The sequence below is a fragment of the Bradyrhizobium sp. SZCCHNR1002 genome, from assembly GCF_032381435.1.
Lineage (GTDB): Bacteria > Pseudomonadota > Alphaproteobacteria > Rhizobiales > Xanthobacteraceae > Bradyrhizobium > Bradyrhizobium aeschynomenes.
In genome coordinates this window covers 184,254-200,695 of record NZ_JAUHIS010000004.1, presented here as the reverse complement: position 1 = coordinate 200,695, position 16,442 = coordinate 184,254, and the positions used below count along the sequence as shown (strand labels likewise).

General features: G+C 65.9%; 17 protein-coding genes. 6 read left to right on the top strand and 11 right to left on the bottom strand.

Annotated features, from left to right (window positions below; genetic code table 11):
- The first annotated feature begins 105 nt into the window (after window positions 1-105).
- Both QX108_RS20620 and QX108_RS20615 read left to right on the top strand, forming a co-directional pair.
- Complete coding sequence (locus QX108_RS20620) at window positions 106-594, top strand: cupin domain-containing protein (protein ID WP_409998538.1); 489 nt, start codon at window positions 106-108, stop codon at window positions 592-594.
- A 93-nt stretch (window positions 595-687) separates the two neighbouring features.
- The gene (locus QX108_RS20615; protein ID WP_315782702.1) at window positions 688-1,917 is read left to right on the top strand and encodes an MFS transporter; all 1,230 of its coding nucleotides are present in this window, start codon (window positions 688-690) and stop codon (window positions 1,915-1,917) included.
- On the opposite strand, the gene ccoS is transcribed toward QX108_RS20615, so the two are convergent.
- The 10 genes from ccoS to QX108_RS20565 all read right to left on the bottom strand — a co-directional run bounded on the left by ccoS (window position 1,887) and on the right by QX108_RS20565 (window position 11,349).
- The gene (gene ccoS, locus QX108_RS20610) at window positions 1,887-2,069 is read right to left on the bottom strand and encodes a cbb3-type cytochrome oxidase assembly protein CcoS (RefSeq protein WP_315719090.1); all 183 of its coding nucleotides are present in this window, start codon (window positions 2,067-2,069) and stop codon (window positions 1,887-1,889) included. The genes QX108_RS20615 and ccoS overlap by 31 nt on opposite strands.
- Complete coding sequence (locus tag QX108_RS20605; RefSeq protein ID WP_315782705.1) at window positions 2,060-4,261, bottom strand: cation-translocating P-type ATPase; 2,202 nt, start codon at window positions 4,259-4,261, stop codon at window positions 2,060-2,062. Before QX108_RS20605 ends, ccoS begins: the two co-directional genes overlap by 10 nt.
- A gap of 13 nt (window positions 4,262-4,274) precedes the next feature.
- Entirely contained in the window at window positions 4,275-4,775 is a 501-nt protein-coding gene (locus QX108_RS20600) for a FixH family protein (protein ID WP_172180798.1), read from the bottom strand.
- Window positions 4,776-4,796: 21 nt separating this feature from the next.
- Complete coding sequence (ccoG, locus tag QX108_RS20595) at window positions 4,797-6,278, bottom strand: cytochrome c oxidase accessory protein CcoG (protein WP_315782707.1); 1,482 nt, start codon at window positions 6,276-6,278, stop codon at window positions 4,797-4,799.
- A gap of 99 nt (window positions 6,279-6,377) precedes the next feature.
- Window positions 6,378-7,250, bottom strand: coding sequence for a cytochrome-c oxidase, cbb3-type subunit III (ccoP, locus tag QX108_RS20590; protein ID WP_172111917.1), 873 nt, complete (start codon window positions 7,248-7,250; stop codon window positions 6,378-6,380).
- A 6-nt stretch (window positions 7,251-7,256) separates the two neighbouring features.
- Complete coding sequence (locus QX108_RS20585) at window positions 7,257-7,421, bottom strand: CcoQ/FixQ family Cbb3-type cytochrome c oxidase assembly chaperone (RefSeq protein WP_015668233.1); 165 nt, start codon at window positions 7,419-7,421, stop codon at window positions 7,257-7,259.
- Window positions 7,422-7,439: 18 nt separating this feature from the next.
- Window positions 7,440-8,174 (bottom strand): cytochrome-c oxidase, cbb3-type subunit II, encoded by a 735-nt coding sequence (ccoO, locus tag QX108_RS20580; RefSeq protein WP_172134115.1) that lies wholly within the window; start codon window positions 8,172-8,174, stop codon window positions 7,440-7,442.
- Between the two features lie 11 nt (window positions 8,175-8,185).
- Window positions 8,186-9,832, bottom strand: coding sequence for a cytochrome-c oxidase, cbb3-type subunit I (gene ccoN, locus QX108_RS20575; RefSeq protein ID WP_315719087.1), 1,647 nt, complete (start codon window positions 9,830-9,832; stop codon window positions 8,186-8,188).
- 221 nt (window positions 9,833-10,053) lie between these two features.
- Window positions 10,054-10,479: an HPP family protein gene (locus QX108_RS20570; protein WP_009027195.1), complete on the bottom strand. Its 426-nt coding sequence runs from the start codon at window positions 10,477-10,479 to the stop codon at window positions 10,054-10,056.
- A gap of 36 nt (window positions 10,480-10,515) precedes the next feature.
- Window positions 10,516-11,349, bottom strand: coding sequence for a universal stress protein (locus QX108_RS20565; RefSeq protein ID WP_315782711.1), 834 nt, complete (start codon window positions 11,347-11,349; stop codon window positions 10,516-10,518).
- 329 nt (window positions 11,350-11,678) lie between these two features.
- Here QX108_RS20565 and fixL point away from each other — a divergent pair, with 329 nt between their 5' ends.
- The 4 genes from fixL to QX108_RS20545 all read left to right on the top strand — a co-directional run bounded on the left by fixL (window position 11,679) and on the right by QX108_RS20545 (window position 15,064).
- Window positions 11,679-13,154: a sensor protein FixL gene (gene fixL / locus QX108_RS20560; RefSeq protein WP_409998537.1), complete on the top strand. Its 1,476-nt coding sequence runs from the start codon at window positions 11,679-11,681 to the stop codon at window positions 13,152-13,154.
- Window positions 13,147-13,764, top strand: a complete 618-nt coding sequence (gene fixJ, locus QX108_RS20555; protein WP_315726039.1) for a response regulator FixJ — start codon at window positions 13,147-13,149, stop codon at window positions 13,762-13,764. The genes fixL and fixJ overlap by 8 nt, the downstream gene beginning before the upstream one ends.
- A gap of 77 nt (window positions 13,765-13,841) precedes the next feature.
- On the top strand, window positions 13,842-14,246 hold the full coding sequence (locus QX108_RS20550; RefSeq protein ID WP_172111912.1) for a response regulator: 405 nt from the start codon (window positions 13,842-13,844) through the stop codon (window positions 14,244-14,246).
- 110 nt (window positions 14,247-14,356) lie between these two features.
- Entirely contained in the window at window positions 14,357-15,064 is a 708-nt protein-coding gene (locus QX108_RS20545; protein WP_315782947.1) for a helix-turn-helix domain-containing protein, read from the top strand.
- 15 nt (window positions 15,065-15,079) lie between these two features.
- On the opposite strand, the gene QX108_RS20540 is transcribed toward QX108_RS20545, so the two are convergent.
- Window positions 15,080-16,405: an MFS transporter gene (locus QX108_RS20540; RefSeq protein ID WP_315782714.1), complete on the bottom strand. Its 1,326-nt coding sequence runs from the start codon at window positions 16,403-16,405 to the stop codon at window positions 15,080-15,082.
- Between the last annotated feature and the right edge of the window lie 37 nt (window positions 16,406-16,442).

Sequence of the window (16,442 nt, the reverse complement as noted above, 5' to 3'; positions counted from 1 at the left end):
GAGGCAGGATGCATTTCCGCAGCGGGCGCCGCGCGTCGATGGTGGCGCGTCGCGAGGCCTGCTCGACGCGGGCCGCGGCTTCAACAGAGGAGACATGACATGTCCATGCAGATCGCAGCTCAACGCATCAGCCGCAGCAGCGCGGCCTTCGCCGCCCTGACCATTGCAACGACTTTGTTGGCGACGTCCGTCGCTCATGCCGGCGAATGCCCGGCGGACAAGGTCAAGGCCGGCGCGCGCGAGATGGTGGACGTCAAGGCCGTTGGCGTCACCGACGTCACGCTCGGCGCGATCGACCTCGCCAAGCAGCCGGCGGCCATCAAGGATCGCGAGCTGCGATTCCGCAAGCTCACCATCGCCCCCGGCGGCATCGTGCCGTGGCACAGCCACGACGACCGCCCGGCCCTGATCTTCGTCCAGCAGGGCGAGATCATCGAATATGCCAGCAACTGTGCCGAGCCGATCCTGCACAAGGCCGGCGACATCAGGCCGGAGGTGTTCGGCACCTCGCATTGGTGGAAGAACGACGGCAAGGAGACCGTCATCCTCTATGTCGGCGACGTCCGCAAGGATCCGCACGATCACAACATGTAAGCACCGCGTCCGCCTGTCGCGTACGGATCGCCGCCGGACGAGCGCGCGATCCGGATGCGTCGGCGCTTCCCGTGACGAACTGCGAGAGATGACATGACGGACCTTTCGGCAGAGGCCGTGCCACGCACGGACGGCACCCATGCAAGGGCGGCGGCGTGGCGCTCTGCCGTGATCGGCTTCATCGCCTTCTTCAGCCTCGTCGATCTCTTCGCGGCCCAGGCAATGCTGCCGGCGCTGATCAAGCACTACCAGGTCAGGCCCGCCGCGATGGGCCTCGCGGTCAATGCCTGCACGCTGGGCATGGCGATCTCGAGCCTGGCGACCGGGCTGCTCAGCCCGCTGATCGACCGCCGGACCGGCATCGTCTGCAGCCTCGGCCTGCTCGCCATCTTCACGGCGCTGCTCGCGAGCGCGCCGGACCTCTCGATCTTCGCCGGCTTGCGGATCCTGCAGGGCCTTTGCATGGCCTCGGCCTTCGCGCTCACCTTGGCCTATCTCGGCGAGCAATGCAGCGACGGCGAGGCCGGCGGTGCCTTCGCGGCCTATATCACGGGAAACGTCGCGAGCAATCTGGTGGGCCGGCTGCTCTCGGCCAGCCTCACCAGCAAGCTCGGTCTCGAGCCGACCTTCTACGTCTTCGCGGCGCTCAATCTCGTCGGCGCCGTGCTGGTCGGCGCCACGATGCGACGCGGCGAGATGATGATGGCAGGCAGGATGCCGCTGCGAAGCGCCGCAATCCTCGACCACTGGCGCAACCGCCGCCTGCGCGCGGCTTTCGGCCTCGGCTTCTGCGTCCTGTTCGCCTTCATCGGAGCCTTCACCTTCGTCAACTTCGTGCTGGTGCGGCCGCCGCTCTCGCTGGGCATGATGGAGATCGGGCTGGTCTATGTCGTGTTCCTGCCGTCGATCGCCACCACGCTGCTGGCGGGCCGGATCGCAGCGCGGACCGGCACGCGGCTCGCAATCTGGGGGTCTCTCGCCACCGCAGCGCTCGGCCTCGTCCTGATGCTGTCGTCACAGCTCGCCGCGGTGCTTGCCGGCATGGTTCTGGTCGGCGCCGGCACCTTCTTCGCGCAGGCGGTGGCCACCGGCTTCGTGGGACAAACGGCCGTGCATGATCGAGGCGTCGCCAGCGGGATCTATCTCGCCAGCTATTTCGCCGGCGGCATCGTCGGGACGGCCGTGCTCGGCCAGCTGTTCGATCGGTTCGGCTGGACGGCCTGCGTGGCGGGCATCGGCGCCGCGCTGGCAGTGGCGGGATGGCTGGCGTTCCGACTGACGCCGCCGAACGCTCAGGACCGGCTCGGCGCCGGCGCAGGCTGAGCCGGCGGGGGCTCGTCGTCGTCGGCGATCGCCCGCCAGGCTGCGCCTTCGAGGTCCTCATACTGGCCGCTCTTCAGCGACCAGAGAAAGCCGACCAGGCCAGCAAGGCCGAGCGCAAGCGCAAGCGGAACGAGAATGATCATCACTTCCATGAGGGGGCCTCCCCGGCAACCTTGCGGGCGCGCAACGCGTTCAGCATGACGATGATCGACGAACCGGACATCGCCGCGGCGGCGATCAGGGGGGTGACGACGCCGCTGATCGCCAAGGGCACCGCGAGGACATTGTAGAGCACCGCGAGCCACAGATTCTGCCGCATCAGATGCAACGCCTTGCGCGCGTAGTCGACCGCGGCCAGTACCGGCGCCAGGGGACGGCCGAGGAAGACGAGATCGGCGGTGGCCTGGCTGAGATGCGCGGCCGAGATCGGCGACATCGAGACGTGGGCGGCAGCGAGCGACGGCGCATCGTTCATGCCGTCGCCGACCATCATCACCTTCACGCCGGCCCGCTTCAGCTCCTCGATGCGGGCGATCTTGTCGGCCGGCGTCACGCCGGCGCGCCATTCGCTGATGCCGAGCGCCTTGGCCGCCGCAGCCACGGCGGCCTCGCGATCGCCGGAGAGGATCTCGACCTTGATGCCGCGGCGCTGCAGGCCGGCAACGATCTTCGCCGCATCGGGACGCAGGCCCTGGCGCACCGAGAACAGGTATGTCTCGGTGCCGCGGCGGAACGCGACGACGGAGGCTTCGGGATCGGCGCTGCCGCTCTGCGCCACCAGCGCCTCGGCTCCGCAAAACGAGGGACGGCCGAGCCTGATCTCAACGCCGTCCACGACGGCGCGGACGCCCTGCCCCGGCTCTTCGACGGCGCCCATCAGGGGCGACCTCGACTTTGCCGCCTGAGCGACCGCGGCCGCGACCGGATGATGGCTCGACAGCGCAAGCTGGCCGGCCACGGAGAAGACGTCGGCCGGAATGTCGGCGGCGTTGACGACCTCGAGCTCCGGCAGGGTCAAGGTGCCGGTCTTGTCGAAGATGACGTGCTCGGCCTCGGCGAGGCGCTCGATCGCATCGCCCGCATTGAGCAGCACGCCGGACTTGAACATTGCGCCCGACGCAACGGTCTGAACGGTAGGGATCGCAAGGCCGAGCGCGCAGGGACAGGTGATGATCAGCACCGCAATGCCGGTGACGATCGCATCGTGCCAGCTCGCGCCCGCGAGCACCCAGCCGAGCACGGTGAGCGCAGCGGTCGCATGCACCACCGGCGCATAGAGCCGCGAGGCGCGGTCGGCAAGGCGCATGTAGCGCGAGCGGGCCTGCAGCGCGGTGTCGAGCAGGCGCGTGATCTCGGCGAGCAAGGTGCCCTCGGCCGCGGCCGACACGCGGACGCGCAAGGTGCCGGAGATGTTGAGCGAGCCGGCATAGACGGCCGTGCCCTGCTCCGCCGGCACGTACAGCGTCTCGCCGGTGATCAGGCTCTGGTCGATCTCGGAGCGGCCCTCGACCACGACGCCGTCGACGGCGCAGCGCTCGCCGGGGCGCAGCAGCACCAGGTCGCCGGCACGCACGGCGGCGACCGGCACCTCGGAGATTTCATCCGCGCCGACGAACTTGGTCGCAGTCTCGGCCTTCAGCGCGGCGAGATTGCCGGCGACGGCGCGCGTCCGCCGCCGCATGTTCTGGTCGAGATAGCGGCCGACCAGCAGGAAGGTCAGCAGCATGATCGCAGCGTCGAAATAAGCGTGCTCGGCGTGATGGAAGGTCTCGACGATGGACATTCCCAGCGCCAGGATCACGCCGATGCAGATCGGTACGTCCATGTTGACGTTGCCGGTCTTCAAGGCGCGCCAGGCCGAGCGGAAGAACGGCTGGCCGGCATAGGCGGCCGCCGGCAGGGCGATGAGCGCCGAGAGCCAGTGGAAGAAGTCGCGCTGCTCCGGCAGCATGTCGCTGACATTGCCGGACCATACCGGGATCGACAGCATCATGACGTTCATGGTCGCAAAGGCCGCGACGCCAAGACAGCGCAGCAGGAAGCGCGATTCCTCGGCCTCGGTCGCCTCGGCGCTCGCCTTCTCGAACGGATAGGCCTTGTAGCCGAGCTCGGCGAGACGGTCGATGAACTTGGCCGGATCGAGCGTGCCCTGCTTCCACTCCAGCGCGACGCGGCGATCGGTGAGATTGACGCGCGCCAAGGTCACGTCGGGCAGCGCCGACAGGCCGCGCTCGATCTTGGCCATGCAGCCGGCGCAACTGACGCCTTCGACCGCGAGGTCGATGTGCTTCAGGCCGGCGCCAAGATCCTTGACGTAATGAGAGAAGTCACGCGTCACATGCATGATCGGGAGTCCTTCAGTTCAGCAGCACGCGGTTCTTCGACATGAACAGACGGCGGCCGCTGGAATCGCCTTCCAGCACCAGATCCCACTGGCCGGGCGCGATCGCCTCCGCCGTGCCGCGATAGATGCCGATGCCGACCTCGGCGAGCGCGACCTCCTGATCGGCGCGCTTGTCGGCGGGCCGCTCCAGCCGGCCCTGGAAGGTCAGGCCCGACACGGGATTGCCGCTCGCGTCGCGCGCATTGACCTGCACGACCGCCGCGCCGCCGGCGCCGCGCTCGATATGTGCTTCGACCTGCCAACGCCGGGCGTCCTGGGCGCGCGCCGCCGCGATCTCCTTTTCGTAGCCGAGGCTGGCGCTGTAGGCGCTGTCCACCTCGGTGCCCGGCAAGGTCGAGATCGCCAGCTTCATCATGACGACGTTGACGCCGATCACGATGCCGAAGAAGGCGACCAGCATTGCGAGCACCATGCGTCCGGTCAGCGGTGTGGATCTGTCGGAACGGCTGGCCATGGACGGGCTCCTCGGACTGTCTTAAGGGCTGACGAAATTGTCGGTGGCGGAGGCGACGACGCCGAGGCCGATATCGGTGATGTGGAACTTCACCGGGATCGACTTCTCCGGATTGCTCTCCTCCGGCGCGGTCACCAGGAGCCGCAGCTCCTCGGTCTGGTCGCGGCCGATCACGATCATCGGACGGTCGGGCGTGACGGAGTCGGCGCCGACGACGTGGACGGTCGAATTCACCGGTCCCTCGATGTCGATGGCGATGACGCGGTCGAAGCCGTGCTTGTTGAGCACGCGCACCGTATAGGCATTGCGGATCGAACCATCGGACAGCTTGATCGCGATCGGGTTGCGATCGTGCAGCACGTTGACGTCGAGCAGCGAACGGGTCGCGAGCTTGTAGACCATGGCACCGCCGACCACCGCGATGATCGCGGCGTAAGCGACCGTGCGCGCGCGCACGAGCTTGTAGATCGGCGCCTTGCCTTCCTGCCGGCGGTGGATGTTGATGTCGTTGTCATAGCCGATCAGCCGCGTCGGCCGGCCGATCTTGGTCATGACCGTGTCGCAGGCGTCGATGCAGAGGCCGCACTGGATGCAGTCCATCTGCGCGCCGTCGCGGATGTCGATGCCGGTCGGGCACACCGCGACGCATTGCTTGCAGTCGATGCAATCGCCGGCCGGCTGGCCCAGCGCGCGCAGCTCGGCGGCCTTCTTGACCGACATGCGGCTCTCGCCGCGGTCATAGCGATAGGTGACGTTGAGCGCCCATTCATCGGTCAGCGCCGCCTGGATGCGCGGCCACGGGCACATGTAGACGCAGACCTGCTCGCGCATGAAGCCGGCGAGCGTGTAGGTCGTGGCAGTGAGGATCGCGATCCAGACATAGGCCAGCATCGGCCCTTGGAAGGTGACGAGCTCCTTCACCAGGGTCGGCGCATCGCTGAAATACAGCACCCAGGCGCCACCGGTCCACCAAGCGATCATCAGCCAGATCGAATGCTTGAGCACGAGCTCGGAGATCCGCTCCAGCTTCATCGGGTCGCTGGAGGCATCCTTCTTCATGCGCTCGCGGCGGTCGCCCTCGATCAGGCGTTCCACCGCGTAGAACAGGTCGGTCCACACCGTCTGCGGGCAGAGATAGCCGCACCAGATGCGGCCGCCGATCGCATTCATCAGGAACAGGCCGATGGCGGCGATGATCAGCAGGCCGGTAAAGTAGTAGACCTCCTGCGGCCAAAGCTCGATGAAGAAGAAGTAAAATCGATGGTTCGGAAAGTCGATCAGCACCGCCTGATCGGGCGCGCCAAGGCCGCGATTCCAGCGCACGAACGGCAGGAAGTAATAGACGCCGAGGCAGAAGCCCATCAGGCCCCATTTGATCCGGCGGAAGGTGCCCGAGACGCTCTGCGGATAGACCTTTTTGTGCGCGGCATACAGCGGACCGTAATCATCCACCGCCTGCACCTCGTCACGCTTCAGGTCGTCGGGTTTTACCGTCTGGTTCATCGCTGGGGGGTCTTCTCGCAGTTGCGGCCGAAGGTATGCCCACCTCCGGCCGCTCAGTTGATCCAGCTCAATTGAAGGGAAAGTTCCGTTGGATTTCCGTTACTTTCCTCCGCCCAGCGAGTGGACATAGACCGCCATCGCCTTGATCGTGGTCGGGTCGAGACGGCCCTCCCAGGCCGGCATGACACCGGCGCGGCCATTGGTGATGGTCTCGATCAGGGTCGCCTCGTCCGAGCCGTACAGCCAGATCTTGTCCGTGAGGTTCGGCGCGCCGAGCTCCGGATTCCCCTTGGCGTTGTCGCCATGGCATGCCGCGCAATTCTCGGCGAAGATCTTGGCGCCGGCCTTGGCGTCATAGCCCGGCCGGGTCGAAAGCCCCGCCAGCTCGCGGACGTAGTTGGCGACCGTCACGATCTCGGCCGGCTTCAGGACACCGTCCTTGCCGAAGGCGAGCATCTGGCCCTCGCGGGTCTTCGGGTGACCCGAGCGGATGCCGTACAGCAGGGTCTGCTGGATCTGCTCCAGCGAGCCGCCCCACAGCCAGTCGTCGTCGTTCAGGTTCGGGAAGCCCTTGGCGCCCGCCGCACCCGTGCCATGGCACGCGGCGCAGTTGTCGCCGAACACCGTCTTGCCCTTGGCGCGGGCCAGACCCAGCATCGCCGGATCCTTCTCGATGTCGGCGAGCGAGGCGGTGGCGAGCGCCGCCATCTTGGCGCCGCGGATCTTCTCGAGGTTGGCGAGCTCGACCGCCACGTCCGCGCGGGACGAGTAGCCGAACAGGCCAGCCGTGTTGCTGGAGATGGTCGGCCAGGCCGGATACACGATCCAGTAGCCGATCGCCCAGACGATGGTGATGTAGAAGGTGATCACCCACCACCGCGGCAGCGGGGTGTTGAGCTCCTTGATGCCGTCCCAGGCATGGCCCGTCGTGGCGGTGCCGGAGACGCTGTCGACTTCGGTATGGTCAGCCATGTTGAATTACTCCTCGCGCAACGGCATGCTCGCCGCCTCGTCGAAAGCGGCCTTGTTGCGAGGCCAGAGGGCGTAGGTGACGATCGCGATGAAGATCGCGACGAAGATCGGGGTCCACAGCGTCGTCACGAGTGACGACGCGATGTTTTCGACTGCAATGATGGGCTTCATGATGCTCGCCTCTCGATCTCAGCGCAGATTGGCTTTTTCGTTGTAGATCTTGAAGTCCACCAGCGTGCCGAGCATCTGCAGATACGCGACCAGCGCATCCATTTCCGTCGGCGCGCCCGCCTTGCCGTCGAAGTTGCGCACCACCGCCTTCGGATAGCGCTTGGTGAGCGCCTCCGCGCCGGCACCGTCCGGATCGACCTGCGCCTTGAGATCGGCGGCGGCGTTGGCGATCTGGTCGTCGGTGTAGGGCACACCGACCGCGCGCAGCGTCTTCAGATGGTCCGCGACGTTGTTCGCGTCGAGCTCGTTCTCCTTCAGGAAAGGATAGCCGGGCATGATCGACTGCGGCACGATGGCGCGCGGGTTGGCCAGATGGGTGACGTGCCAATCGTCGGAATACTTGTTGCCGACGCGGGCGAGGTCGGGTCCCGTGCGCTTCGAGCCCCACTGGAACGGATGGTCGTACATGCTCTCCGCGGCGAGCGAGAAGTGGCCGTAGCGCTCCACTTCGTCACGCAGCGGACGCACCATCTGCGAGTGGCAGAGATAGCAGCCCTCGCGGACATAGATGTTGCGGCCGGCCAGCTCGAGCGGCGTGTAAGGACGCACGCCGTCGACCGCCTCGATCGTGCTCTTCAGGTAGAAGAGCGGAGTGATCTCGACGAGGCCGCCGATCGCGATCACCAGCAGGATGCCGATGACCAGGATGATCGAGTTCTTCTCGAAGACTTGGTGTCGTTGCCAGAATGACATGGTTGGATACCTCACTCCGCCGGCTGAAGAGCGACGGGCGACTGAACTTCTTCCTCACCGACACGGACCGTCATCCAGAGATTGTAGGCCATGATGAGTGAGCCGATCAGGAACAGCGCGCCGCCAGCGGCACGGATGATGTAGAAGGGGTGCATCGCCTCGACGGTCTCGATGAAGGAGTATTCGAGGAAGCCGAGCGCCGTGTAGGACCGCCACATCAGACCCTGCAGGATGCCCGAGACCCACATCGCCGAGATGTAGAGCACGATGCCGAGCGTGGCCGTCCAGAAGTGCCAGTTCACGAGCTTGAGGCTGTAGAGACCCTTGCGGTTCCAGATCCACGGCACCAGGCAGTACAGCGCGCCGAAGGACACGAAGCCGACCCAGCCGAGCGCACCGGAATGCACGTGACCGATGGTCCAGTCGGTGTAGTGGCTGAGCGAGTTGACCACCTTGATCGACATCATCGGACCTTCGAAGGTCGACATGCCGTAGAAGGCGACCGAGACGACCAGCATGCGCAGCACCGGGTCGGTCCGCAGCTTGTCCCAAGCTCCCGACAGCGTCATCAGGCCGTTGATCATGCCGCCCCAGGACGGCATCCACAGCATGATCGAGAAGGTCATGCCGAGAGTCTGCGTCCAGTCCGGCAGCGCGGTGTAGTGCAGGTGGTGCGGGCCGGCCCAGATGTAGAGGAAGATCAGCGCCCAGAAGTGGATGATCGACAGCCGGTAGGAATAGACCGGCCGCTCCGCCCGCTTCGGGATGAAGTAGTACATGATGGCGAGGAAGCCGGCGGTCAGGAAGAAGCCGACCGCGTTGTGGCCGTACCACCACTGGAACATCGCATCCTGCACGCCGCCCCAGGCGATGTAGGACTTCGAGCCGAACACCGACACCGGGAGCGCCGGGTTGTTGCCGAGATGCAGCACGGCGATCGTGACGATGAAGGCCAGGTAGAACCAGTTCGCCACGAAGATGTGCGGCTCCTTGCGCTTGATGATCGTCACCAAGAACACGAGCAGGTAGACCACCCAGACGATCGTCAGCCACAGATCGGAGTACCATTCGGGCTCGGCGTATTCCTTGCCCTCGGTGACGCCGAGCAGATAGCCGGTGCCTGCGATCAGGATGAAGAAGTTGTAGCCGACCACCACGAACCACGGCGCGAGGTCACCCGCGAGGCGGACGCGGCAGGTCCGCTGCACGACGTAGAACGACGTCGCCAGCAGCACGTTGCCGCCGAAGGCGAAGATCACCGCCGAGGTGTGCAGCGGCCGCAGACGGCCGAAACTGGTCCAGGGCAGATCGAAGTTCAGCGCCGGCCAGGCCAGCTGCGAGGCGATGATGAGACCGACGGCGAAGCCGGCGATGCCCCAGAACATGGCCATGAACGACGAGAACTTGACCGGGCCGAGATTGTAGTTCGGCCGGCCATTGATCTCCTGCGGCGGCAGCTCGCCGCGCTCGAAGTAGCGGTTGAGGATGAAGAAGACGGACGCCGCGCTGGCGGCAGCCGCGAGCGAGGCGTGGAACGCGAAGGCCGTATCCAGTGCCTTCGCCGCAGCGAAGACGCACAAGAAGGCGGTGACGGCGAAAATGAGCGATAAGCCACTTTCGCCGATGGTCATGGATTTTGTGGATGAGGACGCGCTCATGCGGAATCTCGCTGAAAGAACACGAGCCCAGCAACCACAATCGCTCACACGTGGAATTGATCGAAATCAACCTTGCGATCCGTTCGCCGTTAAAGAGCCGGGTGTTGCACGACCAAGCGCGGCGCCGTGCAAGCAAAGCACATCGTCCCGCACGCAGAGGATGCGTACGGGACGATGTGATCTTAGACTTCCGTATCAGTTCCGGATCGAGGCGCCCGCCGTCAGTCCTTGGCCGCGGCCGCGAGCGCCCGCACGATGTCCTCGCGGGCGATGATGCCGACCAGACGGTTGTCGCCGTCGGTGACGGGAAGGCTGCGGATGCGATGCTCGACCATCAGCTGCAGCACACGCGTCAGCTTGGTGTCCGGCCTGACGTAGATGAACTCGGACGTCATCACGTCGGCGACCGTCCTGTTCATCAGGTCGCTGTAGCGCGGCAGCATCTGGTTGGGCGTGAACGCAAAGCATTTCAGCACGTCGAACTTGGTGACGATGCCGATGACCTCGTCGTTCTCGACGACGGGGTAGGTGTTGAAATCGTCGCGGTCGAACATGTCGCCGAGCTCGCGAATCGTCGTCTCGCGGGTCACGGTCGTGATCGTGCGCGTCATGTAGCTGCCGGCGGTGTCCTCGAGAAATTTGTACAAGGCGGCAATCCTGTTCTCGGATGGAGCGGTTGAAATTCAGTGCGACAGCAGCACGCAGCGCTCGGTGCGCGTGACGAGATGCTCGGTGACGCCGCCGAGCACGAGCTCGCGGAATCGGGAATGGCCATAGGCGCCGGCGACGACCAGCCCGGCGGTGAGATCGGCGGCCACGGCGTCGAGCTTGGCGGCCACGTTGCGCGCCGTCCCCGGCTCCTCGACGCGGGCCGAGGCGGTGATCTTGTGATGGCCGAGCCAGGCGACCACGTCGCCGAGGCGCGCCTCGCAGGCATCATAGTCCGAGCTGTTCTCAAGGATCTCGACCACGACCACGTCGCTCGCCTTGGCGAGCAGCGGCAGCGCGTCCATGACCGCCCGGCGCGCCTCCGGCGTCTCCTTCCAGGCCACCAGCACGGTCCCGAGATCTAGCCAGCCGACATTATCGGGAACGACGAGCAGCGGCCGTCCGGCCTCCATCACCAGATCCTTGGGACTTGCGATCGCAAACGCATCGGACATGCCGGGAGGCGCGCTCCCGGTGACGAGAATATCGGCCGCGCGCGCCTGGGCCAGGACGTAGCGGGCGGGAAAATCCAGCGCGCTGCGCCAGCTCAGCGAAGTGGCCCGCTCGCCGACGACCGAGCGAAACTGCTGCTCGAGCTCGGCCAGCCTGTTCTGCAGGGCGCCCTCGCCCTGCTCGACCAGCTCCTGGGCCTGCTCGCCGGTGGTGAAATAGAGCGGAGGCGTGAACTCCGCGGCCGCCACGCCGATGATGCCGGCGTCGAACCGGGCCGCGAGATCGCCCGCGACCTGGAGACGGGCCTCATTGGGCTGGTTGAGCGCAAGGCTCACCATGACAGTCGCGAACGTCATCCGTCTCTCCAAACAATGCTTCCATGCAGCTCTTAGAGGTGAAATCACCTACCGTGATGAGCTAGATCAAAGTGCCGCAGCGGAACCCGGACGGCAAGAAACCGATGGAACCCGCCCAACATCGGAGAAAGCCTTGAATTGTCGAACCAAAGTTACGTCGGCCCGGGTTGCAATGGCGCAATCTGGTATAGAATACCGTAGGGCGTCCTCGTCTTCCCCGGGCTGCTCACAGCAACTCTGCTCCTGACAACTCTGCTTCTGGCCATAACGGCGAATCGATCGAAAGCTTCCAAGTGCGCGGCGTCACCCAACCCTTTCCCGACGCATCCATCCGATCCGAAGACGCCCACTCGCTGGGCTTCGGCGCGTGGGATCTCGACCTCGCGTCGGGCGAATTCTACTGGTCCGTGACCACGCGGAAGCTGTTCGGAATCGCGGCCGACCAGCCGGTCACCTATGGCTCGTTCCTGTCGCTTTTGGCCAGCGAGGACCGCGCCCCGGTCGAAGCGGCGGTCGAGCATGCCCGCCACCAGGGCACCGGGTTCGACATGTCGTTCAAGGTGCCGGGCGGCGGACACTGGATCCGCGTGCTCGCTGGCGTGGTCCCGGATGAGGATGGCCAGCCGCGGCACCTGCGCGGCATCGCCCTCGACATCGACCAGGAGAAGCGGCTGGAAGAGGCGCTGCGCCTGCGCGAGCAGCACTTCCGCTCGATCCTGGACACCGTGCCCGACGCGATGATCGTGATCGACGGCAGCGGCACCATCCAGTTCTTCAGCGCCGCGGCCGAGCGGATGTTCGGCTTCACCGAGGAAGAGGCGGTCGGCCTCGACGTCAGCGAGCTGATGCCCGAGCCCGACCGATCGCGCCACGCCGGCTACCTGCTCCGCTATCATGCCAGCCGCGAGCGGCACATCATCGGCATCGGCCGGATCGTCACCGGACGCCGCCGCGACGGCTCGACGTTTCCCATGCATCTGTCGATCGGCGAGATGCAGTCCGGCGGCAAGCCCTATTTCACCGGCTTCGCCCATGATCTCACCGAGCACCAGCAGACCCAGGCGCGCTTACGCGAATTGCAGTCGGAGCTGGTCCATGTCTCGCGCCTCAGCGCCATGGGCGAGATGGCTTCGGCTCTGGCTCACGAGCTGAACCAGCCGCTCGCCGCCATCAGCAACTACATGAAGGGCTCGCGCCGGCTGCTCGCCGGCAGCAACGATCCGAACACCGGCAAGATCGAGAGCGCGATGGACCGCGCCGCCGAGCAGGCGATTCGCGCCGGCCAGATCATCCGCCGGCTGCGCGATTTCGTCTCACGGGGCGAATCGGAAAAGCGGGTCGAGAGCCTGTCCAAGCTGATCGAGGAGGCTGGCGCGCTGGGCCTTGCCGGCGCCCGTGAGCAGAACGTGCAGTTGCGGTTCCAGCTCAATCCGGACGCCGACCTCGTGCTGGCCGACCGGGTCCAGATCCAGCAGGTGCTGGTGAACCTGTTCCGCAATGCGCTGGAGGCGATGTCGCATGCGCCCCGGCGCGAGCTCGCCGCGACCAATCACAGGGTCAGCGACGACTTGATCGAGGTTGCCGTGTCCGATACCGGAACGGGATTCCACGACGACGTCATGCCCAACCTCTTCAAGACCTTCTTCACCACCAAGGATACCGGAATGGGAGTTGGGCTCTCGATCAGCCGCTCCATCATCGAGGCCCATGGCGGGCGCATGTGGGCCGAGAACAACGAGGCAGGCGGGGCGACATTCCGCTTCACCCTGCCGGCCGCCCCAACCAAGGTTGAGCATGATGGCTGAACAGGCCAAGGTCTATGTGATCGACGACGACGAGGCGATGCGGGACTCACTGAACTTCCTGCTCGATTCCTCCGGATTCAAGGTCACGCTGTTCGAGAATGCGCAAAGCTTCCTCGACCGGCTGCCGACGCTCGCCTTCGGCTGCGTCGTCTCGGACGTGCGGATGCCCGGCATCGACGGCATCGAGCTGCTCAAGCGCATGAAGGCCGCCGGCAGCAGCTTTCCGATTCTGGTGATGACCGGACATGGCGACGTGCCGCTCGCCGTCGAAGCCATGAAGCTCGGCGCGGTCGACTTCCTCGAGAAGCCGTTCGAGGACGAGCGCCTCGTCGCCATGATCGAGACGGCGATCCAGCAGGCCGAGCCGGCGGCGAAGAACGAATCGGTCACGCAGGACATTCTCGGTCGCATCGCCAGCCTGAGCCCGAGGGAGCGCCAGGTGATGGACGGCTTGATGGCCGGACTCTCCAACAAGCTGATCGCCCGCGAATACGACATCAGCCCGCGCACCATCGAGGTCTACAGGGCCAACGTGATGACCAAGATGGGAGCGAACAGCCTCTCCGAGCTGGTGCGTCTTGCGATGCGCGCGGGCGCGCTGAAGGATTGAGCTAGATCAAGCTGCCTTGACAGAATCGAGTGTTATGTTGCGCCTCGGTTCAACATCACATTCTCGCGGCACGTGCGATGTCGGCTCACATGAAACCCACGGTCTACGTAGCCGACGACGATGCCGACGTGCTCGGCTCGCTGCGCTTCCTGCTGGAAGCCGACGGCTTCGATGTGCGCACTTTTCGCAGCGGCACCGCGCTGCTGAAGGCCTCGGATCACGCTTTGGTCGACTGCTTCGTCGTCGATTACAAGATGCCCGAGCTCAACGGGGTCGAACTCGCGGAACGGTTGCGCAAGCAGGGCGCGACGGCTCCGGTGGTGCTGATCACCGGCCATTACGACGATCGGCTGGCGGCCCGCGCCGCCGCGGTCGGGATCCAGGACTTTCTGCTCAAGCCGCTGCTGGACGACAATCTGGTGAAGCGGATTCGCAAGGCGATCGCCAACGACCATTCGGCTACCGCCCAGCGCGCCTCCTGAGCGCCCCATTACGTAGATCTACGTAGGGGAACCCCCTTAAGATAACGGCCCAAATGTCCTTAACGGGAGCCGCCGTGTACCACATCGCCATCCGCCGCAAGGAGATGGTCATGCTCAATCAGTCGATTGCCAATTCGGTCGTCAGCACCAACGCCACCCACACCGTCCCCTCGCCTGCTGTCCCCTCTCCCGCCGCCAATCCGTTTGCCGAGATCACCGGTCATGCCGGGCTGATCGCCAGCGAGTTCTCCTACAAGAAGGACGAGGAGATCTATGGCGAGGACGAGCCGGCCGAGTATGTCTATCAGGTGATTTCCGGCGCCGTGCGCAGCTACAAGCTGTTGTCCGATGGCCGCCGCCAGATCGGCGCCTTCCATCTTCCCGGCGACGTGTTCGGCCTCGAATTCGGCTCCGCCCACCGCCTCGCCGCTGAAGCCATCATCGACACCACCGTGCGCCTGGTGAAGCGCCGCAGCCTCGAACAGGCCGCCGGCACCGACGTCACGGTCGCCCGCAAGCTCTGGACCATGACGGCTCACGACCTCCGCCATGCCGAGGACCACATGCTGCTGCTGGGCCGCAAGACCGCGATGGAGCGCGTCGCGACCTTCCTGCTCGAGATGGACCGCCGCCTTGCCGTGGCCGGCATGATGGCGCTGCCGATGTGCCGCCGCGACATCGGCGACTATCTCGGCCTCACCCTCGAGACCGTCTCCCGCGCGCTGTCGCAGCTGCACAGCCAGGGCGTTCTCGGCTTCTCGGGCGCGCGCCAGATCGTGCTCCGCAACCGCCAGCGCCTGCGCAGCATGGACGCCTGAGGCGTCCCACCCGCATCACGCCCTGACCTCGCGCTGCCCCGTCTCCGGCATCAGCAGCGCGATGAGCAAGAGACCGGCGAGCGCCACGCCCGACAACCCCATGAAGGCGGTGGCGCTGCCGAATCTGTCGCTGGCGAAGCCCGCCATGACGGTCGACAGCGAGGCGCCGATCCCGGTCGCCGTGCCGACGATCCCCTGAGCCAGATTGAAGTGGCCGCTGCCGAAGGCAACGTCGGCCACGGTCAATGGAATCATCACGGCGAAGACGGCGGCCGTGACCCCGTCGAAGATCTGCACGGCGACGAGCACGTAGGGGTCGTGAACCACCGCGAACAGCGCGCCACGAACGGTGAGCGCAGCAAACCCCAGCATCAGCAGCGGCCGCCTGCCCCATTGCTGCGCCACCGCGCCGACCGATGGCGAGGTCAGCGCCACGATGGCCTGCGGCACGACGATGCAGAAGGCGATCAGCATCGGCGCCCATTCGCTCGACTTCGTCGTCACCACGCCCGCCATCAGCGGCAGCATCGCCGCATTGGCAAGCTGCAGCAGGAACACGCCGAGCGCAAATACCAGCAATGCACGCTGGCGCAGCAGGCCGAGCAGACCCGACAGCCGCGCCCCCTCGCTGTCCTCCCGGAGGGCATGGCCATGGGCGCGCGCAATGTCGATCTCACGCTCGCGGATGCGCGACAACGCGATCAGCGTGGGAAAGGCGAGAATGAACGTCACGAGGAAAACCGCGCGGCTGGAGATGAGATAGCCGCAGGTCCCCATGACGGCCGCCGCCACGCCACTGCCGAGCGACGCGAAGCGCGCGTTGCGCCCCAGTCGCTCCGCCATGCCGCGCGGACCGACCAGCCCGAGACTGATGGCGGCGATGGCCGGGCCCAGCACGCAGCTCGCCGCCGCATGCAAGGTTGCGGCGCCCGCGACCACGGGAAAAATCGGCCATACGGCGTAGGCCAGCGCACTGCAGCCGATGGCGGCGACGGCGAGCCCGGCCACCCGCCGTTCCGACCTGGCCGCATCGATGATCGCGCCGCCTGGCATCTGCCCGATCAGTCCGACGATGCCGCCAATCGACAGCACCAGACCGATCTGGGCCTGCGTCCATTTCTGCGTCGTAAGGTACACTGCGATGAACGGCCCGAAGCCGGTCTGCACGTCGGCCAGGAAGAAGATGAACCAGTCGAGCCCGCGCAGGCTCTGCCGGGAGGGCACGGGTCTCGCCATCGTCCGGCCATGATCCTGCACGGCCTCACGACGCGCGCCAGCTTCCGCCGCGCGGTCGGACCCGGGCTCCCGGTCAGGTGATCTGGACGGCCGTGCAATCGGCATGGTTTCACGTCTCAACTCATGAGGCTGGCGGGACACA